The organism is Legionella bononiensis (assembly GCF_016786215.1).
Lineage (GTDB): Bacteria > Pseudomonadota > Gammaproteobacteria > Legionellales > Legionellaceae > Legionella > Legionella bononiensis.
This window is the reverse complement of record NZ_JADOBG010000011.1, coordinates 62473-88795: the sequence shown is the minus strand read 5'-3', so window position 1 is coordinate 88795 and position 26323 is coordinate 62473. Positions and strand designations below refer to the sequence as shown.

Here is a 26323-nt window from a genome sequence, read left to right as displayed (position 1 = left end):
GAACGATGCAAGCAAATAATATACTGTTCAGAGTGTTGTTGGGATTTTTATCCTTATTTATGTTGACAGCAGTGCATGCGGGGATCCCGTTATGGACATTTAGCCCTTTGACGGCTACGCAAGTCGCAGTTCCTGAAAACAGTACAGTGACAATTCAATATCGGGTGACCAGTCAAACAAATAGGCCTCATACTCTGGTAATGACTCCCATTCCGGGCGTGACCCAGGTTACTACTGGACCGGATATTTGCGGAAGCGTTTTTGTTTTATCCACGAAAGGCCGTTCTTGCATTCTGTCCTTACGAATCAAGGGCAGTCAATTAACCCAACCCATTAATGATGGGCCAGTTGTCTGCCAGCAGGGCTTAATTAATGAATGTTATAGACCTGGTCAATTTAATATATTGCATATCAGCAAGGCGCCTGCTTTGGTTCCTGTATTAACCGCGATCAATCCTGCCGCTGGAACACAACTGGGTGGAACCTCAGTTACTCTGACGGGTGTTAATTTAATGGATACCACACGAGTTACTTTTGGCGGCATAGAGGCTACTGGGTTAAACGTGGTTAATTCTACAACAGTGATCGCTGTCACACCGGCTCATCCTCAAGGTTCTGTAGATGTCAGTATTACGACTTCAGGTGGCAGTGATACTTTGAATGATGGTTTTACATATGAAGGGATACCTTCTCTCTCTGGAATTTCTCCTGCTTCGGGACCTTTGATAGGGGGAACAGGAGTGACTTTGACTGGAACTAATTTATCTTCAACGCAAAACATTACATTTGGGGGGATAGCAGCTTCGTTTGTTCATGTTGTCAATTCAAACACGGTCACCGCGGTAACGCCACCAAGAGCGGGAGTGGGTCTGGTTGATGTGGTGCTCACCGCGACTCAGGGAAGTACTTCATTGGTTAACGGTTTCACGTATTTGGCTACAGCTGTAGGGCAACCATCAGGTGGCGGAGAGATTGCCTGTTTGAATGTTGGGGCGGTACAGCAACTTATAATGACTACGGTAGATAATAGTTCCGGGATCCAGTGGGGAGGAACAAGTACCGTAATAGGAGCCAGCGCACAGCATAATCTTGATGGAGCGACTAACACTGCAGCGATAGTGCTCGCACTGGGCAGTCCAACTAATTATGCTGCCGGTCTTTGCAAGACGTTTTCAGTGGACTCGCAAGGAAATTCTCCCTGTCAAACGGGGAATGCATGTTATAGTGATTGGTTTTTACCGGCTAAAGACCAGCTTAATTGTATCTATAGTAATAACTTAATTGCATCGGGAATTTATTGGTCGTCTACAGAAGACCCACCTAATGCCTTGCACCCGGTTCAAGCATGGGCTCAGAACTTTACATTAGCAGGAACCAGATTTTCAATCAGTAAAGCCAATACTTATGCTGTACGTTGTGTTCGGGGAATTGTACCTTGATAAAATAAAAAGGGCGTATAATATACGCCCTGTTTTTTTAAAGTGGATATAGACAGCAAGATTGATTACAGTCCTAGTTCACTAGGTGGACTCCTCCGGAATGTTTTTGGCTTCTTAGTCTGGCTAAGCATGCTCACCACATTCTCAATCTGGCTTCCAATGTTGTGATGTTGGCTGAACAATGTGTACCGCCTATGATTCTATAATAGGCTACTATTTTTATTAAATCCACTGACTAAAATGGGTTTATTGCAAAGATTTCGTTAAGTGCCTCGATGCTCATGGTGAACACTGGTTGAACACAATTGTTGAACCAGTGATTCATTAATCTTAAGCTGTTCTTTTGAATAGTGAATTATTGAATAAATGAGTAAAGGGCTTTCTAGCAGCATATTTACTGTTCGTTCCTGTTTTTAGAAAAATTTGAGTAAAGTATATTTTTCCATTTTTATCACGAGCAATTCCGATACCAGTAAGATTATAATTTCCATCTATGTTTTGTTTGTGTCCTGGGCTGCGTAACCAGTTCTTTACTACATCCTGTGCATCTTTATAATTAAACGCTACGTTTTCAGCGCCAGCGTTGGAATCTTTGATTTGACTATGTAAACGGTCGATGCGACTTTTAAAATATTTATGGCCAAATGGCATTTTATGATTTGCCATATCTAAAGAGTGTTGCTTTGCTTCTTTAACAATTCGGTTGTCCATTTTGAGAGGGCTTAATCCATGCTGGTGTCTGTACTCATTAATGTAATACAAAATGGCATTTTGAATGGCTGTATCGTTACTAGCTTTCTCTATAGATTTTCCTGCAAAAGCCAATTGAAATAAGTTTAAAATTATGGAAGTGAGAATTACTGTTATTTTAGTTTTGTTTAAGTACATCATTGTGCCTCTTCAAGATTAGAAAGAATAATGAGCTGAATGGTTACTAATAATCGTGCATTTGTCTAGAGATTTGAGGATCTAAAAAAGAACAATTCAAATTCATTTTGAACTTTTAGATTTAATTGACCTTAATAATTTCAATAATTGTACAATTGGTTTCTTCGAGAGCGTAGTATTGCATCTTGCTAATTGATGAAGATTAAGTCCTTCATGATCGGATTTTCGGTTTTGAAGAGTGATGAGCACACGCTCTTATTGAAGTTCTCTATGTTGTGCCTCAAATCCTCAAAGCAAGCTAAAACAACTTTGTGAGTACAGAAAAAAACAATGGTATTGCGCTCTCATTGGATAACGCTCATCAATGAGTCAATTTTTTTATGGCATCTTTCAATTGTTCTACTTCTCCAGAGTAGTGGTAGTATATTCTGTTATGCGTACAATCGATAATACTCAAAGGTTCTTTCGGAAGATCACCAAACTGCTTAAATATCCAGAATATACCTTCTGTATGATCATTCTGAATTTCAATTAAGAGGTCCAGCATTTTATCTTCTTCAATTTCAGCATGACTACAAACCAGATCTGCAGGGGATTGAGTTATCTTATAGGCATAATGTTTTTCTTTCATGGTACTACTCCATTGAAGTCATCATTGCAAATTGGATACTACACTCGATCTCTATAGTGGTTTTATTACTATCTGATGACTAAATTATAGTCTTATATATTGATTTAAGTGCAATTTATAGAAAATAAAGATAATCAGCAATGAATTCATTTTTCTTTTAATTCAATACAAATCCAGCACTTTGTTTGTTTTGAATTTAGAGGTTTGTTGTTTTGAATTTAGAGGTTTACAGTAAGGCCTAATAATACAGCATGCAAGATGGGTATATTAGAGATACTTGCAGTTTTAGTTGAATTATAAATTCTCAGTTTCGGGTCGTTACCGTATACACCCTGATACAACACATTTAAACTGGCCAAGGCAGTGATTGGATAACCAAAACCAGCTTGGAGTTCACCTGCAAGTTGTGAGATCTCTTTAATCGGCCGATGTTCCACTTGCCAGTATCGGTACGCAACACCACCTTTCAACTGAGCAAAGAAGGAACTGCCAAATAAAGGGTCGCTCTTAGCTGTAATTAATAAATCAAGCATGGGGCCAAGAGTCGTTTTAACAGGAAGCCATTCCAGAACAGCTAATGTTTCATTAGGAATCTTTAGACGCATCTGATGGCCATTTTGCACCCCTAACTCCAGTCCGAGGGCAAAATCTCCAGACAGCATCAGTTCATTTCCTAGAGCCAGGCGTCCAATAACTGATTTTCCATCATTAGAATATATATCTTGAAATCTCCCATTGCCTACACTTGCTATGACTGTCCAGGGCTGATCTTGTGATGTTAATTCGGGGTAGTATCCGTCTGCGAATACGTTGACTGATAATAAAATTCCTAATGTGAATAATTGTAATTTCATTTTCATCTGTCATATCCCTAATTAAATTAGTTCATTCAGAAAGCGAAGCTTATTTTATAGTGTATGGGCGTGAGATTTATTTTGGCGGAGAGAGAGGGATTCGAACCCTCGATACGTTGCCGTATACACACTTTCCAGGCGTGCGCCTTCAACCACTCGGCCACCTCTCCAACCGGCCAAGCTTATACTTGTCAGAAAATAAATGCAAGACTATGCATGAAATGAACTGAAAATTAGGGTAAGTAACTTGGTCATTTATCACTTCAGTATGACAAAACTTCCGAGTTTATAGAACAGTTACATCACTCTTTTTGCCTCGATTTTGGAGTTTTTCATACATCTTCTTAATGCTGATATAAAAAATATATGATTAAAATTTATTGATTATGGTTTAAATATGATGTATTTTGCATTTTTTTTTACTGGAGAAGGAATTAATTATGTCTTTAGAGAATACCATGCAAAAGGGAGTTGCTGATTTTAGTTTAATCATAGGAAAAGGCTTAATGTATGGTGGTGGAGCTGGTTTATTGATTATGGCTGCAATCGGTACGGTTTCAATTGATATCGTCCTTCTTGCCTATGCTGAAAAACATCATAATAGTTTTTTAACCGGTTATATTTTGGGAACCATGTTTTGGGGACCAAAATTTGATCCGCTTCCTTTGCTTATTGCCTCTCCAATTACTTCAATAATTGCGGTAGGTTTATCCGTCGCTTTAGGAGTGCCTGCGGTGGGGGCGGCGATACTGGCAGGTTGGGCTTTAGCCGCCACAGTACTGGCTTTGGGATTTGGTTTGATGGCGCTGGGACAGACAATTAATCCAGGAATCGAAGCTGAGTCTGAAAGAGATGAAGATTATGAAGACAACTGTTGTTTTTGCCCCTGATTTATGGAATGGCATTTAAAATGATCGCGAGTTGAAAGGGAATTCAACTTATTCTTTCTTGCAGTACCTCTCACCTCTTTTCGTGTTAAATAACGAACACGATACAATTTTATCAAGAATTGTATATACTCAACATATTATTATTTGATCTGGTTAATACACAGCCTTATTATGAAAATGCGTCTTTCAATTCTTTTCTGGATGATTTTTTTTAGTGGCCCAATCTGGTCTTTCACGTGTTTCTATACATTAGCTAAAGACAATTGTTGGACTAATTATGATGTAACTGTAGACGTCATTGACGCATCCAATCTAAATAAAGTATTCAGCCTTACTGTTCCAAAAGGAAAATCCTGGGGACGGGCGGAGTTTAGTTGTACCCCGGCTCAAAGTTTACTTTATTATTCTCGATATTCTCCCGTTTTTTGGCAAAGTGAACAAGGCAAAACATATCCTGCCTTAAGGAACTGGACGTTACCGGGTAAAATAAATCCAGGTGATTTAGCCTGGACTATCCCCGTTTGTTTCCCAGCTGATTTTTCACAAGTTCCTTTACCACCTGATGCGAAAGGGAATTGTAAGTGTGATTTTAGTAACATTCCTGAACCAAAACCTAAACAGTAGTGGCATAGCACTGAATTTTCGTGAAATAGATTTCCTCCATCTTGCCTATGCTGGATTACCACAACACAACATTTCTATTAAGAATTGTATATACTTAAATCAATATTAGTACATCTGGTTAAACAAGGGCTTATTATGATGATGCGTCTATTAGTTCTTTCTTTGATGATTTTTTTTACTAGTCCAAGCTGGTCTTTTAGCTGTTACTATACTTTGGCTAAAGATAATTGTTGGACTAATTACGATGTATCTGTAGATGTTTTTGATGCGACCACTCATGATAAATTATTCAGCCTCACTGTACCAAAAGGAAAAACCTGGGGACGGACGGAGTTTACTTGTACCTCTGGCCAACGTTTACTTTATTATGCTCGATATGCGCCTGTTTTTTGGCAAAGTGAAGAAGGTAAAACTTATTCTGCTCTTAAAAGCTGGACTTTGCCTAGAACGAGTGATCCAAAGCATATAGCCTGGACTATTCCCGTTTGTTTTACAGCTGATTTTTCACAGGTTCCGTTACCTCCGGATGCGAAAGGAAATTGTACCTGTGATTTTAGTACCATTCCTGAACCCAAACCCGGACAGTAGTGACATCGCAAGCGTTTTTTGTAGGTTCTGCGATTAACACATAGCCTTACTTCATATCTTTGTGTATTATTTCGTGCATAAGTCAGGATGGGGCGAGCAAATGGTTACTCTTAGAAATAAAATTGGACAAATGTTGATTATGGGGTTTAGTGGTGCTGAACTACACGAACATAGCCCTATAGCTCACTGGTTATCCAATGATGGACTTGGAGGTGTTTTATTATTTGATAAAGACCTGTCTACTGATATGTACGGTAAAAATCTAAAAAACCAGGCTCAAATCAAACATTTGACCCATCAGCTCAATCATTACTCTGCCAAGTTATTCTCTGGCAATGAAGAACTTCCACTATTAATCGCATTAGATTATGAAGGTGGTGCTGTTGATCGATTATCTAAAATCGATGGATGTATGACCACAATGAGACCTTGCGATCTTGCTAAATTGTCAACACTTGATTTTAACGAAGAAGCAAGACAAATGGCATCCACATTAAAATCCTTGGGTTTTAATCTTAATTTTGCTCCAGTGGTGGATTTAAATTTAAATGATCAACAAGGTATCATTGGCAAATTGGGTCGGAGTTTTTCAAATAATCCTGAACTCGTAGCTCAGGTTGCCAGACAATTTGTTGCGATATTCAGCAGTTATGGAATAGGGTGCTGCTATAAGCATTTTCCGGGACATGGAAGTGCTGTTGGTGATACGCATGAAGGATTTGTCGATGTTACAGATACCTTTCAATTTGATGAATTAGTTCCTTATCGTAATTTATTAAGAGATAGTGATAAACCGGTGATGGTGATGACTGCTCATGTTGTTAATAAAAAATTGGACAATGACGGACTTCCAGCCACACTTTCTCATGAAATTTTAACCGGGCTTTTAAGAGAGACCATGGGATATGATGGCGTTATCATCAGTGATGATTTGCAAATGCAGGCAATTGCAAAACATTATTCACTGGATGAGTCACTTGCTCTTACAATTAATGCAGGTGCAGATATGATGATATTTGCGAATCAATTAGACAGTATTTCAGCGACTCAAGTGATTGATTGCGTTGAACAACTAGTGATGAACAATCAGATCGATATTAAACGAATAGATGATGCGTATAGACGCATCATGCGTTTCAAGCAACAAATCAACAGTATTGAACTGGTGGATTATTAGGAATTCATTTGGGGTTGAATCAGTTATGGTAGTGAAGCGTAACTGTCCAATAACCCCAGTTATCGATAAACCTGAGAATTTATCCTTATCCCGAACACAGTGAGGGACCTCCCGAAACCGGCATAGTGCCTGCATTTGGAGGTCCTTCACTTCGTTCAGGATGACGGAACCGGGAAATGTTATCCCGAACACAGTGAGGGACCTCCCGAAACAGGCATAGTGCCTGTATTTGGAGATCCTTCACTTCGTTCAGGATGACGGAACCGGGAACGTCATCCCGAACACAGTGAGGGATCTCCCGAAACCGGCATGATGCCTGCATTTGGAGGTCCTTAGCTGCGTTCAGGATGACGGAACTGGGACTTAGATACGTTTTAGTGACACAATGAATCGGTGTCTTTTTTTTATAACATTGATTATTTTGCATATTATTGTTGAAGAGTATTGACCTAAACCCATAATGTGTTAGAATATATCCGATATGTTCAAATTTTTACCAAGGTAATGGTGTTTATGTCAATTCAACCCCTACATTTTACCCGCCTTTTATCTAACTCTAACACTAAATTATTGTATTGTTGTTGCTGTTAAATCCCTGATATTTCTTGTTTTTTATTATCTAAATTAAGGATTTAAACATGTGTGCAGCACATCACCAAAGCAAAAAAATTATTTTAACTACTCCTGTAATCTATTTTCTCATGATTGGCTTGGGAATTATAAGCGGTATGTCTGATATTGTTTTTTTAAAAGGACTGGGACTGCTTATTTCTGAATTGTTCATAAAAATATTTAAATGCATCAGTTTACCCATTATTTCTCTTTCAATAATTGTTACTCTGGCAAATTATAAAACGGATGGGGTGATGAAACGGATTTGGCAACGAACCATTAAATATACCTTTTTAACCACCCTGGTTGCAGCAACGATCAGCTGCTTGCTTTATATAATCATTAACCCCAATACGGTCCAGGTAAATTTGCAGGCAACAGCTTCAAATTCAATGAATAATCTGGGCTATCTGAGTTATTTAGCTAATATTATTCCAACTAACTTATTATCTCCCTTCCTTGAGCAGCAGGTAATGGGCGTATTATTGTTGAGTATTGTTATTGGATTTGCCATACGTCAAATTCCCGAAGAGGATTCAAGAGAAACTCTTACTCAATTGTTCCGCGGTGCTCATGGAATGTTTTTAGTCATGACCCGTTGGATTATTACCTTAATCCCTTTAGGTTTGTTTGGATTCATCACTTCCACAGTAGTTCAGTTGCGTTCAGGGATGGATATTAAGGGTATAGGTCAGTATTTATTGATTATCGTATTAGCTAATCTGATTCAAGGATTTATTATTTTACCTTTGTGGCTGAGATTGAATGGCATTAAACCATTTGCCACGATGCGTGCAATGATACCAGCATTATCAGTAGCTTTTTTCTCAAAATCCTCTGTAGGCACCTTACCGGTAACGATGAATACAGTAGAAACCAATTTGCAGGTCAAACCGAAGATCAGCCGTTTTGTATTGCCATTATGCACCAGCATTAATATGAATGGATGTGCCGCATTTATATTTGCGACTGTGATTTATTTGATGCAAAGTCATGGTATGCCAATATCTTATTCTGCCATGGGCTTGTGGATTTTGGTATCAACGATTGCGGCCATAGGAAATGCCGGGGTACCAATGGGCTGTTTTTTCCTTAGCATCAGTTTATTATCCAGTATGAATGTTCCAATCACCTTAATGGGCGTTATTTTACCTTTCTATGCCTTGATTGATATGTTGGAAACAGCATTAAATGTCTGGTCGGATGCTTGTGTCACTAAAGTAGTTAATGACAAAGCAGTATCAGAAGAAGGCTTAAAAATAAAGCCCAAAAAACACTCTGCTTTAGAGCTTGAACTGGGATAGTTATTGTCATTCTCAGAGGGTGAGTGTGTTTTTACAGAACCCTTTCCCTGAATTTGCTTAACCCGTATTAGCAGAATCTAATACGGGTTCATCATGACACCCTCATACACAACGCAGCGGTAATTCGTAAGTCCTGACTTTAATTAAGTAATAATTGTTCACAAATCGAGAAATACATAGCCTCCAATAATTGAAGATCCTTTAGTGAAACACATTCATTCACCTGGTGTATTGTCGCATTGCTTGGACCGAGCTCGACTACTTCAACCCCATAAGGAGCAATGAACCGACCATCTGAAGTACCACCGCTGGTCGATAACTCTGGGGTTAATCCTGTAATTTTGGTTACTGCCTGTTTACAACTTTCAAGAAGGTCTCCTTTATCCGTCAGGAACGGCTCTCCATTGAGCCGCCATTCTATAATGGGAACCAAATGATGATGATTGAACGTACTCATTACTTTTTCGATTAGCGTGCTTTCTGTTTGTTCAGTAGAGTATCTGAAATTAAGATGCAGATTCAATTCACCAGGTATGATGTTACTGGCTTGTCCACCCGAGTGAATATGGGTAATTTGCATGGAAGTCGGAGGAAAAAAAGCATTGCCATTATCCCACTGAATGGCGGTTAATTCTGCGAGTACCGGGCTAATTCTATGGATGGGATTATCAGCCAAATGAGGGTAGGCTACATGACCCTGTTTGCCGTGCAGGGTGATTTTGGCACTCAAGGAACCTCTTCTGCCGATTTTTATTACATCACCGGCTTGAGCGGTGCTTGATGGTTCACCTACAACACAATAGTCGATATGGGTATCCTGCTTTTGTAATTGCTCCATAACATAAGGGGTTCCAAAATCAAAATCATCACCTTCTTCACCACTGGTGATCAAAAATCCCAATCTTCCCAAAAATGAAGGATGCGTTTTGATAAAACGTTCAGCCATAACCAGCATACTCGCCAAGCTGCCTTTCATGTCGGCAACTCCGCGCCCGTAAAGCGTATCGCCCTTGGCCTGGAGTACAAAAGGATCGGAATTCCATTTCGTAATCTCGCCAACCGGAACTACATCTGTATGCCCCGCAAAGACTAACAAGGGTCCAATAGAACCGTAAGAGGCAAAAAAGTTAGATACAGGGCCTTGATTCATTATTTGGCAAGAAAATCCCAAGTTCTTCAGGAATTGGATCATAAAGTCCTGACAACCAGCATCCTCGGGAGTTATGGAACGGAAGCTAACGAGTTTAGCCAGGATACTTTCAATATCATTCATTTTAATTAGCTCTTAGTAATTCATTGATGCTTACTTTGGCGCGAGTTTTTTCATCAACTTGCTTTACAATAACGGCACAATATAAACTGTGACTGCCATCTTCACTGGGCAGGTTACCTGCTACGACTACTGATCCTGCAGGGATTCTGCCATAGGTAATGCTTCCCGTCAGGCGATTGTATATTTTTGTACTTTGACCTAGAAACACGCCCATAGATATGACTGAATCTCGTTCTACAATGACACCCTCAACAACTTCCGAACGTGCCCCTATAAAACAATTGTCTTCAATAATAGTCGGATTGGCTTGGAGCGGTTCCAGAACCCCACCTATGCCGGCTCCTCCAGATAAATGAACGTTTTTGCCAATTTGGGCGCAGGAACCGACCGTGGCCCAGGTATCTACCATAACACCTTCATCAATATAAGCTCCTACGTTAACATAGGAAGGCATTAATACCGTATTTTTTGCAATGTAGGCTCCTCGTCGAACCATGGCATGAGGTACAACACGAACTCCTGATTGTTGGAATTGCTCATTGGTATAACCAGTATATTTTAGAGGAACCTTGTCATAGAACTGACAAAATCCTGAGTCAATCACTTGATTAGGAAAGAGCTTAAATGATAAAAGCACTGCCTTTTTTATCCATTGATGAACCGTCCATTCACCATTTATTTGTTCTGCAACACGATACTGTCCATTATCAAGACAGGACAGAACTTCGTCTATAGCGGCAATCAGTTCTGGTGAGGCGGTATTCATGGACAGACTTTGACGTTGTTCAAATGCTTGTTCAATAATCGTTTGTAGTGAGTTCATTTTTTATTCCTGTAATGAGGCTATTAGAGTATCTTTTTCAGCCCATTGTTTGTTTAACCAATCTTTAAATTCATTTTGTGTTGCGTGGTCATTAATGAGACTTAATGAGGTAAATTGGGCTGGTATGGGAATTTGTCGGATATTTATTTTAATCGATTTTACTCGTTTGCATAGAAAATCCCAAAGTGAATGATTCTTTTCTGAATAAACTATGGTTACATCCAACAGGCTGCTGATTTGTGAGCCCATAGAACTGATAATAAAACTGATGCCCCCGGCTTTGGGTTTGAGCAAATGATTGTATGGTGATTGCTGTTGTTCTTTTTTAGATAAGGTAAAGCGGGTCCCTTCAACAAAATTCATGATTGATGCCGGAGTTCTTTTAAATGTTTCTATGGCTTTGAATGTGGAAATCAGGTCTTTACCTTGTTTATGGGGCTTTTTAGCCAGATATTCTTTGCTGTATCTTTTCATAAAAGGACAGCCCATAGCCCACCAGGAAAATCCAAGCAACGGAACCCATTTTAATTGATCTTTTATAAAAAATTTTAATACAGGAATTTTTCTGTTAAATATTCGTTGAAGAATCACAATATCAAGCCAGCTTTGATGATTGGCAACAACAAGATACCAGTTTTTGGGATTTAGGTTATTCAAACCAGTAACTTCCCACTTAATTTTTTGTACGTTATCTATATAGTAATTGTTAATGCCGCACCAGAACGTGGCAATCGCATCCACACATCGAGTACAGAGCGCCTGCCACGATTTATTGGGAAACAATTTAAATAACCCAATAAACAGGATGGGTATAAAGCAAAGGGTAGTCGAAAAGATAAGAAGCAGGGTAGCAATTACGGCATGAATTTGCCCCCGATATTTATTTGGTGTTTGCATGAATTACTACTCCCGATATTAAATGATATTTTTAGCTTAAGGCATATTCCAGATCGGCACGTAAATCATCTATATGTTCAATTCCAACAGATAATCTGATTAAACCGTCATCTATACCTAAGGCTTGTCGTTGTTTGGCTGGCACAGAAGCATGAGTCATAATTGCAGGATGCTCAATCAGACTCTCAACTCCTCCGAGACTTTCTGCCAGCGTAAACAGTTCACAACGGGCTAAAAATCTCTTAGCCTGCTCCAGGTCGCCATCGATTACCATAGAAATCATACCGCCAAAATCATGCATTTGCTCTTTGGCTAATGAATGCTGCGGATGGCTTGTTAATCCAGGATAAATAACTTTTTTAATTTTGGGATGGCTGCTTAACCACGTTGCGAGCTGATTGGCATTTTGGCAGTGTCGTTCCATGCGAATGGATAAGGTTTTCAGACTTCGTAAAACCAGAAAACTGTCAAAGGGACCTGCAATTCCACCACATGAGTTTTGCAGATAAGCCAATCGTTCCGCTAATTCAGAATTATCTCCAACAACGACAACACCACTGACAACATCTGAATGTCCATTAAGGTATTTGGTCGCGGAATGGAGCACTATATCAAATCCCAGTTCTATGGGGCGTTGAATCCAGGGCGTTGCAAAAGTATTGTCTGCAACAGTGATGAGGCCATGTTTTTTAGCAATGACCGCTATTTCACGTAAATTGGCTAATTTTAGCATGGGATTTGAAGGAGTTTCTAACCATAACAATTTTGTTTTTGGAGTAATGGCAGCTTCAAGAGTCGCTGGATTAGACATATCAATGAAGGAAAATGATAAATGAGATGTACGCGTTTTTACTTTGTCGAACAATCTAAAGGTGCCGCCATATAGATCATCCATGGCTATTACGTGATCTCCAGCATCCAGTAGATCGATCACGGTATTGATTGCAGCCATACCTGATGCAAAGGCAAATCCATGTTGACCCGATTCCAGACTGGCGACACAGGCTTCATAAGCTGATCGGGTAGGATTTTTTGTTCGGGAATATTCATAACCAAGATGTTCACCTGGAGCAATTTGTTTGTAGGTAGACGTAGCATATATAGGAGTCATTACAGCACCGGTGCTCGGACAAGGTTCTTGACCTGCGTGAATTGCACGTGTATCAAAGTGAGTTTTTTTCATTTTATTGTAATCCTTTTTCAAAATTCAAACTCAGTATTGTTCCTGAGTCATTAGATCCTCGGTTGTTCATTAACTGTACTTTAAGTGCTTTATTTGCTAAAGTAAATATAGAAAATGCCGCTAATTATCATGAAGGACATTCTAGTGAGGGATGCATGCGTAGGCAAGAAATCAATTACGAAAAAGTTGCCGCTGCCGCTGAAAAAATAAAAAAAAGGGGCAAAGAGCCATCTGTAACAGATATTAGTGACGAATTGGGAATAGTAGGTAATCATCCCGGCTTATCCGATCTGTTGGAGCAGTGGTATCACACTCAACCTGAGTTTCAACGCTCAAGTAAATCACCCTTGACTGAGAATATATCTATTAAAACGGATGAAATTGTTGAAAAAAACCTCGAACTCGAGAAATCCTTGTCCTTACTTAGAGCCACTTTAGAATCCACTGCGGATGGAATCATGATGGTAAATGGTCATGGAGCTGTAGTTGACTGGAACCAAAAGTTTGTTGAAATGTGGCGCATTCCTTCTTATATGTTGGAGTCAGGGAAGGAAAGCATGAGTTTTGAGTACATATTGGAGCAGTTGATTGATCCTCAATCGTTAATTTCCGATGTCCAATACTTATATCAAAATTCTGAGTGGCAAGGGGAATTACCCGAATTGATTTTTAAGGATGGTCGAATCTATGAGCGTTTCACTCAACCACAACGGGTGGGATCACAGATTGTTGGGCGGGTTTACAGTTTTAGAGATGTTACTCAAAAACGTCTTGCCCAGGATGAGTTACGAATACGTGAACGAGCCATTGAAGCAAGTACTCATGGAATAGCGATTATCGATATTTCAAAAAATGAAAATAAAGTGATTTATGTTAATCGGGCATTTGAACGGACGACGGGATATTCCGAGCAACAGGCTCTGGGAAAAAGCTTGATCAGCCTATTAGGTTCAAATTCTGAAGAGGTGAATAACAAAAGGATAGAGCTGGCGATAAGAGAACTACGCGAAGAAACAGTTGAGATGGAAAGCATTAAAAGAAATGGAGAGGTATTCTGGTGTGAGATAAGCGTTGCGCCAGTGAAAGATTCTTTTGGTCATGTGAAACATTATATTTGCATTCTTAATGATATTACGCAGCGCAGGGATATGGAAAATCAATTGGTCATGCAGGCTACCTATGATTCATTGACTCATTTACCCAATCGAGTGTTATTAATGGATAGGGTTGATCAAGCAATTCTTCTGGCCAAAAAGAAAAAATCCATTTTAGCTTTTCTGTTTTTAGATTTGGATCGATTCAAGATGACTAATGATACCTTGGGTCATACTATGGGTGATAAATTATTGCAGGCTATATCGAACAGACTTTTAATTGCAACAGATGATTTTGATACGGTAGCCAGGCTTGGTGGCGATGAGTTTGTAATCTTACTTTCAGAAATTGACTCTTATCAACAGGCTGAGGTTTTGGCACAGGAGATTTTACATTCAATAGAAAAACCAATACAGATAGATCAACACAGTTTAAAAATTACAGCGAGTCTGGGTATTAGTTATTATCCTCGAGATGGAGGTGATTATGAGACCTTGATGAAGAGTGCTGATTTGTCCATGTATCATGCGAAAGATAGCGGGCGGAATACCTATCGAGTTTATGAACCGGAAATGAATAGACGAGTTATTAATTATATGCAATTAGACTCTGCGTTAAGAGATGCTCTAAAAAATAAGGAGTTGTTTTTAGTTTATCAACCCTTAATTGATTTGAAGCAATCGAAGGTGGTTGGTTTTGAAGCCTTAATGCGGTGGCATAGCAGCGTTTTGGGCTTGGTAAGTCCTGTTGATTTTATCCCTATGGCTGAAGAAAATGGTCTAATTCTTGAGATGGGTGAATGGGCCATGAATGAAGCGTGCAGACAAATGAAAACATGGCAGAAACAAGGACTAAAGAACTTAAGCATTGCAGTGAATATATCTGGAAGACAATTCCGTCAAACTAATTTGCCTGAAATGATTTCAAGAGCATTAACATCCAGCGGATTGCAGGCAAAATATCTAGAACTTGAATTAACTGAAAGTTTATTGATTGAAGATATAGATCATGTCGTTGAAACCATGTATGCCTTAAAAGATATGGGAACCAAGCTGGTTATCGATGATTTTGGTACCGGTTATTCAAGTCTTTCCTATCTAAAGCAATTCCCGGTAGATAAGTTGAAGATTGATCGTTCCTTTATTAGTGAAATGGCATCCAATGCTAATGATGCAGCTATTGCAAAAGCGATTATTAACTTAGGTCATAGTCTGAATATTCAGGTATTGGCTGAAGGAATAGAAAATGAGTTTCAACGAGATTTTGTAGTGTCTCATGGATGTGATTTTGCACAAGGATATTTTTACAAAGCACCGGATCTCCCTGATAAAATATATGAGTTTCTAATCAGTCTGCCTCAAACCAAAATCAAGAACTCTTGAGTCTTACTGTTTATCTCCATACAGTACAGCATGTCGATTCACTTAAGCACTATGAGTACAGGTTATAAATATGACAACCTTATGCTCCTAATGCTTTCGCCAGAGTGATGAAGCTATCGACATATAAATCAAACCAAGGTTCAGGAGTAAGGTCAGGTTTGCCGTGTGGGCCAAATTCTAGAGGACGAGTTACAAAAGCAGTACGCATTCCAAAGGACCGCGCAGCGTTCAAATCATATTTATGACAAGCCACCATTAATAGTTCATCGGGTCTATAACCCAGATAATCTACCGCAAGCTGATACACAGCGGGGGAGGGTTTGTAGTCATGTGCCAGTTCAGCGGTTAACAATGCATCGAACGGCAGCCTGGCATGTTTAACGACAGAAACCATTGTCGCCATACCCGCATTGGATAATGTTGAAGTAACGAACTTTTGGCGCAATCGGCCAAGTCCTTCTCTACTGTCTGGCCAAGGTTCCAGATGACTCCAAATCATGTTGAGCTCATCGCGTTCAGAGATGGAGAAATAGGGTGACAGTTTGTTGTTTTCCAACAAGGTATCTAAAGTTTGACGGTAGATGTGATCAACCCTCATCCATATTCGTTGTCCAGAAATTACTTCATCAAGCATGTTGCGGTATAATTCCCGCCACTCAAATGATAAAGTAGCCCAATCGATATTCATGTTCTTTCGATGATTGAATTCCTCTCCAACGCGCATAAGAGGTTGAACAAAATCAACACAGGTTCCCTGTACATCAAAAGTTATTGCTTTAATCGTTTGTAAGACACGCGCTTTATTTTCTTCTTTACCCATCTGTTTTTTATTCATAAGGATTATATTTTTAGAGGAAATGTTAATTTAAATTATAGATTACCCGGTATAACTCCAGGCTTTATTACACAAAATAATAACGCAAACTAAGTTAGTGCATTGGTCAGGTATCTTATCGATGTTTGATGCTAACCCGATCAGAATGTTCAATTTTGCTTTTTTCTAATGGAGAATCTGGTAATTTGGATATTTTTTCCTTGGGTAGATAGGTAGATAAAATATCGTATACCAGTTGACCACGTAGATACATGGCTGCTAGTCCTGCGCCTATGGCCAGTACGACACCGAATAGAATATAGCTATAGGCAAGAATATACAGATAGAAATAAATCATATTCTTAATCTGTGCAATAGGTAGTAAATTTGAGTTTTCTTTTATCATGAACAATAAAAGTCCTAAATCAAAAATGGGTAAAGAGGCTATAACCATGGAAAACCCAATCAGAAATGTTTTAGCTTTGTATGGTGTTGGGCAGTGAATAATTTTCTCTCCCATTAATGCGCCAGTGCATGAAGCGATAACCATTCCCAAAATCACTGCTTCAAAAAGCGGAATGATTTCTTTTATTCCAATAGAAGTAAGAAAAGCATTAATAAGAATAGTGCCTACAACGGATAATAATCCAAAGTAAATAGCTGAGATTAACCGTGGATTAGAACAGGTAACTGCAGGATCCTGGTTATTCATGATGCACCTGATAGATTGGGTTTATATAGATAATTTTAGTACATTATGGGAGGGACTGGTAATTATTTAAACGCCTTCAAAGGTCCATGAGTACCTCTATTTTCACCTTTGTTTAAGCGGGTGCTTTTTATTCTGATCAATTTCTTTAACTCGATGCACGGAACTGCTGCAAATCCGGATATAATACTGTATACTATGTCACTATTTTTATTCCATTTAAATTTATAAGAGCGCTATGACTGACTTAAACCTTTATAGAAACATTGGTATCTTCGCCCACGTAGATGCCGGAAAAACCACCACTACCGAACGAATTCTTAAGCTCACCGGTAGAATCCACAAAATGGGTGAAGTTCACGAAGGTGAATCAACAACCGATTTCATGGAACAGGAAGCGGAACGCGGTATTACCATCCAGTCAGCAGCTGTAAGTTGTTTCTGGAAAGGTACTCGTTTCAACGTTATCGATACCCCAGGACACGTAGACTTCACTGTCGAAGTATATCGTTCACTGAAAGTTCTCGATGGCGGTATCGGGGTATTCTGTGGTTCCGGTGGTGTTGAGCCTCAGTCAGAAACCAACTGGCGTTATGCGAACAATTCGAAAGTATCTCGTTTGATTTTCGTAAACAAACTGGATCGTATCGGCGCAGACTTCTTGAAAGTCACAGAGCAAGTGAAAAAAGTATTGGGCGCACACCCATTAATTATGACCTTGCCAATTGGCATTGAAGATGACTTCGTAGGTGTTGTTGATTTATTAACTCGAAAAGCGTACGTTTGGGATGAAACTGGTCAGCCTGAAAATTACACCGTTACTGACGTTCCTGCCAATATGCATGACGACGTTGAAATGTACCGCGCTCAATTAATTGAAACGGCACTTGAAATGGATGATGATTTGCTGATGGCTTACCTTGATGGTGAAGAGCCTTCAATTGAAGACATCAAGCGTTGTATCCGTAAAGGTACTCTCGAATTAGCCTTCTTCCCGACTTATTGCGGTTCAGCATTTAAAAACAAAGGGATGCAATTATTACTGGATGCGGTCGTTGATTATTTGCCTGCTCCACATGAAGTTAATCCACAGCCGTTGACCAATGCTGAAGGTGAGCCCAATGGCCAATTCGCTATCGTTTCTCCTGATGAGCCATTCCGAGCATTGGCATTTAAAATTATGGATGACCGTTTTGGTGCTTTGACTTTCGTACGTATTTATTCAGGAAAATTGAATAAAGGCGATACTATTCTGAACTCCTTTACTGGTAAAACGGAACGTGTCGGACGTATGGTTGAGATGCAGGCGAATGAGCGTAATGAGTTGCAACATGCAGAAGCAGGCGACATCATCGCTATCGTAGGTATGAAAAACGTTCGAACCGGTCATACTCTTTGTGATCCTAATCATGAGTGTACCCTTGAAGCGATGGTATTCCCAGAACCAGTAATCTCTATTGCGGTCACGCCAAAAGATAAAGGCTCTACCGAAAAAATGGGTATTGCGATTGGTAAGATGGTTGCGGAAGATCCAACATTCAGAGTTGAAACGGATGAAGATTCAGGTGAAACCATTCTTCGTGGTATGGGTGAATTACACCTTGATATTAAAGTGGATATTCTGAAGCGTACTTATGATGTTGAATTAATAGTAGGTCAACCTCAGGTTGCTTATCGCGAAACCATCACAAAAGAGATTCAGGACAGTTATACTCACAAGAAACAATCCGGTGGTTCTGGTCAATACGGTAAAATTGATTACACTATTTCACCAGGGGAACCAAACTCTGGATTCACTTTTGTGACCTCTGTTGTGGGCGGTAACGTTCCTAAAGAATTCTTCCCTGCGATTGAGAAAGGGTTCCGTTCAATGATGGGCTCAGGTACTTTAGCAGGTTTCCCTGTTTTAGATGTGTCTGTTAACCTCACTGACGGTGCTTACCATCCTGTTGACTCTTCCGCAATTGCATTTGAAATTGCTGCAAAAGGCGCTTTCCGTCAATCAATACCAAAAGCAGCTCCACAATTGCTTGAACCCATCATGAAAGTTGATGTTTACAGCACAGAAGATGATGTCGGTAATGTTATTGGTGATTTGAACCGTCGTCGCGGTATGATCTCCGGACAAGAACCTTGCGCATCTGGCGTACGCATTAAAGCCGATGTTCCTCTTTCAGAAATGTTTGGTTACATCAGTACCTTGCGCACACTTACATCGGGTCGTGGTCAATTCTCTATGGAATTCTCTCACTACGCTCCATGTCCAACCAGTGTTGCTGAAGCAGTGATTGCAAAAGAGAAAGAAAAGAAAGCTGCAGCTGCCAAGTAAGGCAGTTACTCAGAGTAGGCTGAGCTTTACAGCTCAGTCTACACTTGCTGCATTCGAGCAGAACTTTTATTATGAAACCCGATAAACCACTAAAAATCATACTAGCCAGCGCGTCACCAAGACGTCTGCGAATCTTGCAAGAACACGGATTGAATGCAGATGCTATTCCCGCCAATATTGCAGAAACTCAGCAAAAAGGGGAGGATGCTAAAGCATATGTAACTCGACTTGCCAAAGAAAAAGCTCAAACTATTTTATCTCAGGTTGCTGTCGACGGTGTTGATTTAATTCTTGCCGCAGATACTACCGTTGCACTTCAGGATCATATTTTAGAAAAACCCAGCGACCACAAGGATGCATATAGAATGTTAAGCATGCTGAGTGGCAAGTCACATGAAGTTTATACCGGCTATGCTCTGATTTTTTTACCAGAGCAACGATGGCAGATTGATTATGTGACAACGAAAATTACTTTTCACACGCTTACAGAAGAGCAAATTCAAGATTATATTGATACAGGTGATCCTTTTGATAAGGCAGGAGCATATGGTATCCAGAACGTATATGATACCTTTGTGAAAGACATAAAAGGCTCCTATTACAATGTTATGGGTTTGCCCATAGAGGAAATTACCAGACAAATTTCTCTTGAGTATTCTGAATAAAGCAATTCAATACTAACCTATTGGTGCACTAGGCATATATGGCGCTAATCCATAGCGTGATGGTAATTTCGCGCAAGCCAGTCTGGATGCTATTGAAGAAGATTTATAAAAGCATTTATTTTGATTAACTATATCAAATCAGTAAATTATAAGTACTCTCGTTTTATTATTTGATTTAACATGATCATCTGTTTAAAACTAATAACTGATTTATATGTCAAAGAAGCCAATTCAAGAACAGGAAATCATCCAGCTCTTGAAGATTTATTATGGAATTAATGCCCAGTCAGCGCAGTTAATCTCAGGTGGTGCTGATTTCAACGCGTTTGCGTATAAATCAGATGCAAAAGACAACTCCAACTCTTATTTCGTAAAATTTAAATATGGCGATCATGATGATATAGGTTTATCGATTATCTCTATCCTTCATGATTCTGGAATAAAAGAACTGATTGTTCCTATCAATACACTTGAAGGAAAATCATCTCAGCTGTCAGATCGTTTTAGAATTATTGTTTATCCTTTTATCCATGCTCCCAATGGGTTCACTCAAAATTTAACAGAAAAACAATGGAAACAGCTCGGAACAGCATTAAGATCAACTCACGAGATAACTGTTCCTGCATTGATTCAAAACCAATTAAGAAAGGAATCGTACTCAACACAATGGAGGGAAATGGTACGATCGTTTTATAGCCGGATTGAACCTGACAGTTCAGATGATAAAATTACTGCGGACTTCAAAGCCTTTTTTAAACAAAATAGTGCTCAAATTCATCGATTAGTTGACTCTACAGAAGAATTATCTAAAAAAATTCATCCAGATCCTGAACACTATGTTCTGTGTCATTCAGACGTACATGCAGGCAATATCTTAGTTGCCAATGATGACTCTATTTATATTATTGATTGGGATGAGCCAATGATGGGCCCTAAAGAACGAGATCTTATGTTTATAGGCGGTGGTGTTGGTCATGTCTGGAATAAACATCAAGAAATTGAATATTTTTATGAGGGTTATGGTACAACTGATATCGACAAAACCATGTTGTCTTACTATCGACATGAACGCATTGTTGAAGATTTAGCTTTATATGGAGCCGATTTGCTTGCACAGGATCAAAGTGATGAGTCCAGAATGGAAATGCTTCAGTATTTTATAGAAATGTTTAATCCCAATGACGTTATTGAAATTGCTTTTGCCACAAAGCCAATTTAAAAACAGTTATCGTGCCACCTGATATGAAACCCTCATCCCCAGCCCTTCTCCCTTAAAAAGGGAGAAGGGAGCTGCTGCTACTACATACTGTGTAGGCTGGTAGCTCGTTCATAAGTAAGTAAGTTGGGTCGCGATCCAACTTACGCTCGATGATCAGCAACCCTCATCCCCGGCCCTTCTCCCTTGAAAAGGGAGAAGGGAGCTGCTGGTTCATACTGTGTGGGTTGGTAATACATTCATAAGAGAAAAATGGTTTAGCTGGATTTGGACTATTTTTTTAGGCTGTCATCCTCGCGAAAGCGGGGATCCATCCTGACAATTCGCACAATGCCACATTGTTGTGTGGATCCCTGCTTTCGCGGGGATGAGGAATAAAATTGAAGCATCTGATAAGTAACTACCTGGCGTATAGTGAATATTGAGCCATTGACACCAAGGTTTGGTGCCAATGCGTTTCAACTTTTAGCTGTTAGCGTTTTGGCAGCGCGACAAATAATGAGCCTGTGTGATTGAGATTATTTGCTTCAATACCAGCCTGGTCACCCTCACCTTTATAGCAGTCAACATGAGCTCCCATAATGGCCCCACCCGTGTCTTGGGCCACGCACCATGAAGTCGCTTTTTGACAGGTGTAGATAAAATTCATACCAACTGGAATGACCTTGTGATCAGTTGCGCAAGAAGCATGTGGCGTCAGAGAAATATTTTCGGAACCATAAGGCCCGCCATCTTCTTTAGCAAAAAATACGAAGCTTTGATCTCGATTTCGCAAATCGGCGGCTTTATCGAAATTTAGAGAGTCCAGATATTGGCGAATTTGCTTTTCAGATGCAGCGCTTTGTCTGATTTCTTTAGAGACGTTACAGCGTAGTTTTGCTTCATCATGACACTTGGGATCTCTTGAGCAACGTTCAATTTCATCCAGATTGCCACCACAGGTTGGGTCTTGTGCGCATTGGACTATTCGGCCAAGCATGGTGCGAGGTCGGCCGTTGAAACCATCATAATTAAGATGGAATAATGTACCATCGAGAATTAATGACCCAGAACCTTCAACCATTAAAAAAGCAGGGTCATTCGGGTCTTTAACATAGCCAATGACGTATTTTTGATCTAATGCTCCATGATCGATTTCGTGTCGATCTGGTGCTACAGAGTAAGTACCATCAGCATTTTTCTGACAAAATCCACGTGGCATTTTGGTCAGTGGATCAACTCCGCAAAGAGGAGCTTTGCAATGAATTTTTTTGCATTCCAACGATGCATTCACAACACCGGGGTTACTGTAGATAGGATATAAAAATTTTCCACCACGTTTGGAGCGAGCCTCAATAGCTGCTGGCGCGTAATAAGCTGTAAATTGAAACTCTCCCTTTTTAAATCCTGCGTGATTTTCAGGCCAGCCATCACTTTTATACCAGTCAAATTGAGCTTTGATGTCGGATAAATATTTTTGAAAATCACCACGGGCAGCTTTTGCTAGAGCAAGCATTTTCATATTGGTTTGATGGCACCATTCCTGGCGCTTGTAATGATGACCAGCAATAGTTATGGTTTGAAATTCGCCACGGCTTTTAGTGCAGTTTTCAATCTGATTATTTAAAGCATTGATTACTTCTTCCATATTGCCCACCGGGTTATTTATCGGCAGCTCGGATGCTGAAATTTTATGGAATTTAAAACGCAGTACACCAGGTTCTTTGGCGGCCATTTTCTGCCTTGTGGTGAAATCAGCGTATCTTCTTACATCCAGACAACGCTGGATTGGATCCACAGGAAGGGTTGCCTGAGCGATGATGCTAAAGGTCATTAATGCAATTAGTAATGCTGATTGAAACATGGGTATCCTTTAGTCTATTTATGGTTGAGCCTTCGCCCAAACACGGTTATGAATTGGTAACAGGAATTATATAGGCTATTGATCATCCATCAAAATCAGGTGATCTCGAATCAACTAACTTATTATACATAATTCGCGTTGAATACCAATTGTTATTCATTTTTCGTATAAGCTAACATTCAATTTGATCCAGTAATTCAATCTGCTCATTGAGATTCATCACCTGGTTTTGCCAATATACAGGCGAATTAAACCATGGAAAACTCTGCGGGAATGCGGGGTCGGTCCAGCGTTTTGCAAGCCATCCTGAATAATGCAGCATGCGTAAAGTACGTAATACTTCGATCAAATGGCGTTCACGTAGATTAAAGTCATGAAATTCACTATACCCTTGTAAAATCTTCGTTAGCTGCACTTCCATTTGTTTCGGTTCACCTGAAAGCAACATCCAAATATCCTGTATCGCAGGACCCATGAGGCAATCGTCCAAGTCTACAATATGGGGACCTGATTCACTCCATAACACATTTCCAGCATGACAATCGCCATGTAAGCGTATTTGATCTATTGAGCCTACGCATTTTAATAGTTCATCAATTTTTTGTAAGACCGTTTCAACAGTTCTGCAAAAATTATCTACTAGATAGTCCGGAATAAAGTTGTTTTTCAGGAGAAATTCGTATGGCTCAATGCCATAAGTTTGGGTATTCAATTGGATGCGATGTTGGAATGACTTGCACGCACTGACCCCATGTAAACGTCCTATGAACCGTCCCATCCATTCAAGTTGTTCATTATTATCTAACTCCAGGGGGCGCCCGCCACGTCTGGGGAACAGGGCGAATCTGAAATCACGATGATGGTGTAGTGTTTCATTGTTTATATTCAGGGGGGCAATGATGGGAATTTCATGGTCTACTAATTCAAGTGCGAACTGATGTTCTTCTAGAATCGCTTTCGAACTCCAGCGATGAGGTCTATAAAATTTCGCAATGATGGGTTCTTCATTTTCTATCCCTATTTGATAAACACGATTTTCGTAACTATTGAGCGCCAGCAGGCTTCCTGTGCAAATAAAACCAGTGCTTTCAATCGCGTCCAGAATGACATTGGGATTGAGTTGCTCATAAGGTGTTTGATTCTCGTGATTCAAGTGTGTTTTCTCAATTGGGATATATGGGGATGTATTATACAGGTTGTTATCTTAATTCTTATGCGATCATCGAGAAATTCTTTAGTTTTATTTTGGATGCATTAATGTCTTGCATGACTACACCGATAATGAGTACCTGTTAGGAGATCTCATCCAATATATAAATCGGTATATTTCTTGCTTCATTAGTGTTGATTGAATTACAAAATAGCACAGTTTGAGCTATAGGCTCATTTTTTTGTTGATTTGAAGTTTTATTGAAGGAGTACGTTGCAATTGTCAACAGGCCTTAATGAAGATGGAATTTAATATGACGAGTTGATTCGGTACATTTTCAGATAATGTGTAGTTTCTTATTTTTCTCAAGAAGTTTGAGAATGTACTGTTTATTAATTTGCACAGGCAGTACGTGGATTAATTTCCATGCTGCCGTTTATTGGAGAATTATGGATAGTGATTCTGTTGATTGTTGAACTACGCACGAATAATGTATTCAGCAAGTGTATACAATACCTCCATCAGGGCTTGGCCCAAACACTGGACGTTGGATGGGGTTATGGGTTTATAGGGAGAAATGATGAAAGAGATTACCATTATTGGCGCTGGGCTGGCAGGAACACTTTGCTCATTATATTTGGCCAGGCGAGGCTATAAAGTTGAGTTGTTTGAGTCGCGTTCTGATATACGTAAGAGCCCAATTGATTACGGTCGTTCTATAAATCTTGCTTTATCATGCCGTGGAATTACAGGCCTGAAGGCAATGGATTTAATGGACGAAGTGAACAAAATCATGGTGCCAATGCGTGCACGAGCGATACATGAAGCAAATGGAGATATTCATTTTCAGCCCTTTGGTCGTCATGAAAATGAATACATTAATGCAATATCTCGCACGGATTTGAATGCATTACTCTTAAATAAAGCAGATCAATCTCCTAATATTCACCTGCACTTTGATATGAAGTTATTGCAATTGGATGTTCAGAATAAAAAACTTAAGTTTGAGACTAAAGAGGGGCGTCCTGTTGAATACAGTTATCAACGATTAATTGGGGCAGACGGAGCTCCTTCGCATGTTAGAGAGTCACTGAAAAATGAAGGAATTGTAACGGCAAGCCGTGAGTTTCTATCACACAGTTACAAGGAGTTGTCCATCAGTAGAACACATACTGTAGGAATGGCTCGGGAACATTTACATCTTTGGCCGCGTGATTCCTTTATGCTTTTAGGTAATCCAAATCCAGACGATTCAATAACCGGATCTTTGTTTTTGGCTAATGAAGGCAAAGACAGTTTTGCTGTTTTGGATAATGAAGAACGTTTATTTGCGTTTTTTCAGAAAGAATTTCCTGACGCCTTTAAAGCCATGCCCAACCTGGCCAGTGAATTTTTTGGAAATCCGACTGGATATATGAGCACCATAAAGTGCACTCCTTGGTATTATCGTGATGAATGTTTATTAATAGGTGATGCCGCTCATGGAATTATTCCTTTTTTTGGTCAAGGAATGAATAGTGCGTTTGAGGATTGCCGCATATTGGATGAGTTGCTCGAACAGCATCATGATGATTGGTCTCGAGTCATGCCTGTTTTTTATGAGCAAAGAAAAGTGAATACTGATGCTGTTGCGCTAATGTCTATGGATAACTACCATGAAATTCATTCCGATATTCGTAACCCTGAGTTTATTTTAAAAAAACAGGTAGAGCGGGAGTTAATGGCTCGATATCCTGAACGTTATGTCTCTAAACATGTCCTGGTTATGTTTACAAATACCCCTTATTCTCGTGCATTAGAGCTTGGGGAGATTCAAACTCGGCTTTTAGACCAAATTTGTTGTTCAATAACTGATGTTAAGGAGTTAAATTGGCATGAAGTGGATAATTTAATGCTTGATTATGACAAAAAATTGGCGAAATTATTTTAGTTAAAAA

23 protein-coding genes, 1 tRNA gene and 1 other RNA gene are annotated in these 26323 nt (G+C 39.6%); 11 read left to right on the top strand and 14 right to left on the bottom strand.

Going from position 1 to position 26323, the window contains the following annotated elements; all coding sequences use genetic code 11:
• Nucleotides 1–5 precede the first annotated feature (5 nt).
• Entirely contained in the window at nucleotides 6–1439 is a 1434-nt protein-coding gene (locus tag IZU94_RS08040) for an IPT/TIG domain-containing protein (RefSeq protein ID WP_203109701.1), read from the top strand.
• 47 nt (nucleotides 1440–1486) lie between these two features.
• On the opposite strand, the gene ssrS is transcribed toward IZU94_RS08040, so the two are convergent.
• From ssrS to IZU94_RS08020, 5 genes are all read right to left on the bottom strand, one after another.
• A non-coding RNA gene (gene ssrS / locus IZU94_RS18520) (6S RNA) lies at nucleotides 1487–1635 on the bottom strand.
• A gap of 134 nt (nucleotides 1636–1769) precedes the next feature.
• Nucleotides 1770–2327, bottom strand: coding sequence for a CAP domain-containing protein (locus IZU94_RS08035; RefSeq protein ID WP_203109796.1), 558 nt, complete (start codon nucleotides 2325–2327; stop codon nucleotides 1770–1772).
• 361 nt (nucleotides 2328–2688) lie between these two features.
• Complete coding sequence (locus tag IZU94_RS08030; protein ID WP_203109700.1) at nucleotides 2689–2958, bottom strand: hypothetical protein; 270 nt, start codon at nucleotides 2956–2958, stop codon at nucleotides 2689–2691.
• A gap of 218 nt (nucleotides 2959–3176) precedes the next feature.
• Entirely contained in the window at nucleotides 3177–3818 is a 642-nt protein-coding gene (locus tag IZU94_RS08025; protein ID WP_203109699.1) for a hypothetical protein, read from the bottom strand.
• 76 nt (nucleotides 3819–3894) lie between these two features.
• Nucleotides 3895–3982: transfer RNA gene (locus IZU94_RS08020), tRNA-Ser, on the bottom strand.
• A gap of 270 nt (nucleotides 3983–4252) precedes the next feature.
• Between IZU94_RS08020 and IZU94_RS08015 the strand changes: the two genes are divergently transcribed.
• The 4 genes from IZU94_RS08015 (at nucleotide 4253) to IZU94_RS08000 (ending at nucleotide 7091) form a co-directional block, all read left to right on the top strand.
• On the top strand, nucleotides 4253–4702 hold the full coding sequence (locus IZU94_RS08015) for a hypothetical protein (RefSeq protein WP_238400333.1): 450 nt from the start codon (nucleotides 4253–4255) through the stop codon (nucleotides 4700–4702).
• A gap of 171 nt (nucleotides 4703–4873) precedes the next feature.
• Nucleotides 4874–5326 (top strand): hypothetical protein, encoded by a 453-nt coding sequence (locus tag IZU94_RS08010; protein ID WP_203109698.1) that lies wholly within the window; start codon nucleotides 4874–4876, stop codon nucleotides 5324–5326.
• Between the two features lie 135 nt (nucleotides 5327–5461).
• Nucleotides 5462–5914, top strand: coding sequence for a hypothetical protein (locus tag IZU94_RS08005; RefSeq protein ID WP_203109696.1), 453 nt, complete (start codon nucleotides 5462–5464; stop codon nucleotides 5912–5914).
• A gap of 100 nt (nucleotides 5915–6014) precedes the next feature.
• On the top strand, nucleotides 6015–7091 hold the full coding sequence (locus IZU94_RS08000) for a glycoside hydrolase family 3 protein (protein WP_203109694.1): 1077 nt from the start codon (nucleotides 6015–6017) through the stop codon (nucleotides 7089–7091).
• 85 nt (nucleotides 7092–7176) lie between these two features.
• On the opposite strand, the gene IZU94_RS07995 is transcribed toward IZU94_RS08000, so the two are convergent.
• On the bottom strand, nucleotides 7177–7518 hold the full coding sequence (locus tag IZU94_RS07995; RefSeq protein ID WP_203109692.1) for a hypothetical protein: 342 nt from the start codon (nucleotides 7516–7518) through the stop codon (nucleotides 7177–7179).
• A gap of 211 nt (nucleotides 7519–7729) precedes the next feature.
• On the opposite strand from IZU94_RS07995, the gene IZU94_RS07990 reads away from it, so the two are divergent.
• Nucleotides 7730–9007: a dicarboxylate/amino acid:cation symporter gene (locus IZU94_RS07990; RefSeq protein WP_203109690.1), complete on the top strand. Its 1278-nt coding sequence runs from the start codon at nucleotides 7730–7732 to the stop codon at nucleotides 9005–9007.
• Between the two features lie 139 nt (nucleotides 9008–9146).
• Here the strand turns inward: IZU94_RS07990 and dapE are convergent, their stop codons facing one another.
• Genes dapE through IZU94_RS07970 form a run of 4 tightly spaced genes read right to left on the bottom strand, consistent with a single transcriptional unit; the run spans nucleotide 9147 to nucleotide 13183 of the window.
• Entirely contained in the window at nucleotides 9147–10280 is a 1134-nt protein-coding gene (dapE, locus tag IZU94_RS07985; RefSeq protein WP_203109688.1) for a succinyl-diaminopimelate desuccinylase, read from the bottom strand.
• Nucleotide 10281: 1 nt separating this feature from the next.
• Nucleotides 10282–11103, bottom strand: coding sequence for a 2,3,4,5-tetrahydropyridine-2,6-dicarboxylate N-succinyltransferase (gene dapD / locus IZU94_RS07980; RefSeq protein ID WP_203109686.1), 822 nt, complete (start codon nucleotides 11101–11103; stop codon nucleotides 10282–10284).
• Between the two features lie 3 nt (nucleotides 11104–11106).
• Nucleotides 11107–12000 (bottom strand): 1-acylglycerol-3-phosphate O-acyltransferase, YihG family, encoded by an 894-nt coding sequence (gene yihG / locus IZU94_RS07975; RefSeq protein ID WP_203109684.1) that lies wholly within the window; start codon nucleotides 11998–12000, stop codon nucleotides 11107–11109.
• A 31-nt stretch (nucleotides 12001–12031) separates the two neighbouring features.
• Entirely contained in the window at nucleotides 12032–13183 is a 1152-nt protein-coding gene (locus tag IZU94_RS07970) for a trans-sulfuration enzyme family protein (RefSeq protein ID WP_203109682.1), read from the bottom strand.
• Nucleotides 13184–13338: 155 nt separating this feature from the next.
• Between IZU94_RS07970 and IZU94_RS07965 the strand changes: the two genes are divergently transcribed.
• Nucleotides 13339–15660, top strand: coding sequence for a bifunctional diguanylate cyclase/phosphodiesterase (locus tag IZU94_RS07965; protein ID WP_203109794.1), 2322 nt, complete (start codon nucleotides 13339–13341; stop codon nucleotides 15658–15660).
• Between the two features lie 79 nt (nucleotides 15661–15739).
• Here the strand turns inward: IZU94_RS07965 and IZU94_RS07960 are convergent, their stop codons facing one another.
• Nucleotides 15740–16495 carry a haloacid dehalogenase type II gene (locus IZU94_RS07960; RefSeq protein WP_238400334.1) on the bottom strand — a complete coding sequence of 252 codons (756 nt, stop codon included), beginning with the start codon at nucleotides 16493–16495 and terminating at the stop codon, nucleotides 15740–15742.
• A 115-nt stretch (nucleotides 16496–16610) separates the two neighbouring features.
• Entirely contained in the window at nucleotides 16611–17186 is a 576-nt protein-coding gene (locus IZU94_RS07955; RefSeq protein WP_203109680.1) for a hypothetical protein, read from the bottom strand.
• A 235-nt stretch (nucleotides 17187–17421) separates the two neighbouring features.
• Here IZU94_RS07955 and fusA point away from each other — a divergent pair, with 235 nt between their 5' ends.
• The 3 genes from fusA (at nucleotide 17422) to IZU94_RS07940 (ending at nucleotide 21396) form a co-directional block, all read left to right on the top strand.
• Entirely contained in the window at nucleotides 17422–19512 is a 2091-nt protein-coding gene (fusA, locus tag IZU94_RS07950; protein ID WP_203109678.1) for an elongation factor G, read from the top strand.
• Between the two features lie 71 nt (nucleotides 19513–19583).
• Nucleotides 19584–20177 carry a Maf family protein gene (locus IZU94_RS07945; protein ID WP_203109676.1) on the top strand — a complete coding sequence of 198 codons (594 nt, stop codon included), beginning with the start codon at nucleotides 19584–19586 and terminating at the stop codon, nucleotides 20175–20177.
• Between the two features lie 214 nt (nucleotides 20178–20391).
• On the top strand, nucleotides 20392–21396 hold the full coding sequence (locus IZU94_RS07940) for a phosphotransferase (RefSeq protein ID WP_203109674.1): 1005 nt from the start codon (nucleotides 20392–20394) through the stop codon (nucleotides 21394–21396).
• Between the two features lie 469 nt (nucleotides 21397–21865).
• Here IZU94_RS07940 and IZU94_RS07935 read toward each other — a convergent pair whose 3' ends face one another.
• Nucleotides 21866–23236, bottom strand: a complete 1371-nt coding sequence (locus IZU94_RS07935) for an MltA domain-containing protein (RefSeq protein WP_203109673.1) — start codon at nucleotides 23234–23236, stop codon at nucleotides 21866–21868.
• A 172-nt stretch (nucleotides 23237–23408) separates the two neighbouring features.
• The gene (locus IZU94_RS07930) at nucleotides 23409–24389 is read right to left on the bottom strand and encodes a serine/threonine protein kinase (protein ID WP_203109671.1); all 981 of its coding nucleotides are present in this window, start codon (nucleotides 24387–24389) and stop codon (nucleotides 23409–23411) included.
• 577 nt (nucleotides 24390–24966) lie between these two features.
• Here IZU94_RS07930 and IZU94_RS07925 point away from each other — a divergent pair.
• Nucleotides 24967–26316: an FAD-dependent oxidoreductase gene (locus IZU94_RS07925; protein WP_203109790.1), complete on the top strand. Its 1350-nt coding sequence runs from the start codon at nucleotides 24967–24969 to the stop codon at nucleotides 26314–26316.
• Nucleotides 26317–26323 lie beyond the last annotated feature (7 nt).

Coding starts and splice junctions, on each gene's coding strand:
- IZU94_RS07925 (WP_203109790.1), top strand. CDS start 24,967: ATGAAAGAGATTACCATTATTGGCGCTGGGCTGGCAGGAACACTTTGC.
- IZU94_RS07995 (WP_203109692.1), bottom strand. CDS start 7,518: ATGCAAAATAATCAATGTTATAAAAAAAAGACACCGATTCATTGTGTC.
- dapE (WP_203109688.1), bottom strand. CDS start 10,280: ATGAATGATATTGAAAGTATCCTGGCTAAACTCGTTAGCTTCCGTTCC.
- IZU94_RS08015 (WP_238400333.1), top strand. CDS start 4,253: ATGTCTTTAGAGAATACCATGCAAAAGGGAGTTGCTGATTTTAGTTTA.
- IZU94_RS08010 (WP_203109698.1), top strand. CDS start 4,874: ATGAAAATGCGTCTTTCAATTCTTTTCTGGATGATTTTTTTTAGTGGC.
- IZU94_RS07960 (WP_238400334.1), bottom strand. CDS start 16,495: ATGAATAAAAAACAGATGGGTAAAGAAGAAAATAAAGCGCGTGTCTTA.
- IZU94_RS08030 (WP_203109700.1), bottom strand. CDS start 2,958: ATGAAAGAAAAACATTATGCCTATAAGATAACTCAATCCCCTGCAGAT.
- IZU94_RS07940 (WP_203109674.1), top strand. CDS start 20,392: ATGTCAAAGAAGCCAATTCAAGAACAGGAAATCATCCAGCTCTTGAAG.
- dapD (WP_203109686.1), bottom strand. CDS start 11,103: ATGAACTCACTACAAACGATTATTGAACAAGCATTTGAACAACGTCAA.
- fusA (WP_203109678.1), top strand. CDS start 17,422: ATGACTGACTTAAACCTTTATAGAAACATTGGTATCTTCGCCCACGTA.
- IZU94_RS08035 (WP_203109796.1), bottom strand. CDS start 2,327: ATGTACTTAAACAAAACTAAAATAACAGTAATTCTCACTTCCATAATT.
- IZU94_RS07970 (WP_203109682.1), bottom strand. CDS start 13,183: ATGAAAAAAACTCACTTTGATACACGTGCAATTCACGCAGGTCAAGAA.
- IZU94_RS07965 (WP_203109794.1), top strand. CDS start 13,339: ATGCGTAGGCAAGAAATCAATTACGAAAAAGTTGCCGCTGCCGCTGAA.
- yihG (WP_203109684.1), bottom strand. CDS start 12,000: ATGCAAACACCAAATAAATATCGGGGGCAAATTCATGCCGTAATTGCT.
- IZU94_RS07990 (WP_203109690.1), top strand. CDS start 7,730: ATGTGTGCAGCACATCACCAAAGCAAAAAAATTATTTTAACTACTCCT.
- IZU94_RS08000 (WP_203109694.1), top strand. CDS start 6,015: ATGGTTACTCTTAGAAATAAAATTGGACAAATGTTGATTATGGGGTTT.
- IZU94_RS07955 (WP_203109680.1), bottom strand. CDS start 17,186: ATGAATAACCAGGATCCTGCAGTTACCTGTTCTAATCCACGGTTAATC.
- IZU94_RS08040 (WP_203109701.1), top strand. CDS start 6: ATGCAAGCAAATAATATACTGTTCAGAGTGTTGTTGGGATTTTTATCC.
- IZU94_RS08005 (WP_203109696.1), top strand. CDS start 5,462: ATGATGATGCGTCTATTAGTTCTTTCTTTGATGATTTTTTTTACTAGT.
- IZU94_RS07945 (WP_203109676.1), top strand. CDS start 19,584: ATGAAACCCGATAAACCACTAAAAATCATACTAGCCAGCGCGTCACCA.
- IZU94_RS07935 (WP_203109673.1), bottom strand. CDS start 23,236: ATGTTTCAATCAGCATTACTAATTGCATTAATGACCTTTAGCATCATC.
- IZU94_RS08025 (WP_203109699.1), bottom strand. CDS start 3,818: ATGAAAATGAAATTACAATTATTCACATTAGGAATTTTATTATCAGTC.